At 26.2% G+C, this 523-nt stretch carries 1 protein-coding gene; it reads right to left on the reverse strand.

The features are described from left to right. Nucleotides 1-27: 27 nt before the first annotated feature. Complete coding sequence (locus DIU01_RS01455) at nucleotides 28-471, reverse strand: DUF4268 domain-containing protein (RefSeq protein WP_290831488.1); 444 nt, start codon at nucleotides 469-471, stop codon at nucleotides 28-30. Between the last annotated feature and the right edge of the window lie 52 nt (nucleotides 472-523).

Below are 523 nucleotides of genomic sequence, written 5' to 3' on the forward strand. Positions count from 1 at the left end.
CCCTTGGGGCACGCCATAAAAATTATACTAAGTATTGGTTTCTAGGTCTTTGATGTATTCTTCGTATTCGAAAAAGAAGGTTTCAAATTGGGTCATAGTTTCACTAAAAAAATCAAATATTTCGTTCCAAGTGTTTTTATTATTTAGACTGACATTTAGTTTTTCAATCCATATTCTACTGATAATTTTGCCATTTTCTAAATAATGGTTTCGTTCAAGAATTGCATCTGGTAAATATTCTTCTAACAAAATAGTCTTAAGAGACTCTATTTTTTCAAAATATATTTTTCTTTTATCTTCTTCTTTTGGTTCTATGTCTAATAAAACTTGTGCTTTTTTATTATCTACATAGAATTTGAAAGTAACATCTTTTATCTTTGTATCGTATAAAAGCCATTTTCTTGGATATGTTTCTGCAAATTGTACCCAAAATTCTTTTTTAATCTTTAAACTTTCTTCTTTACTATACATGTAGAATTTTATTTTTTGGGTTTGTTGTGTTTTTTTGGTAAATTTATAAATG

This window comes from Flavobacterium sp., from assembly GCF_003525665.1.
Classification (GTDB): domain Bacteria; phylum Bacteroidota; class Bacteroidia; order Flavobacteriales; family Flavobacteriaceae; genus Flavobacterium.

Bases quoted from the DNA above. Each gene is read 5' to 3' on its own strand.
- DIU01_RS01455 (WP_290831488.1), bottom strand. From the start codon at position 471: ATGTATAGTAAAGAAGAAAGTTTAAAGATTAAAAAAGAATTTTGGGTA.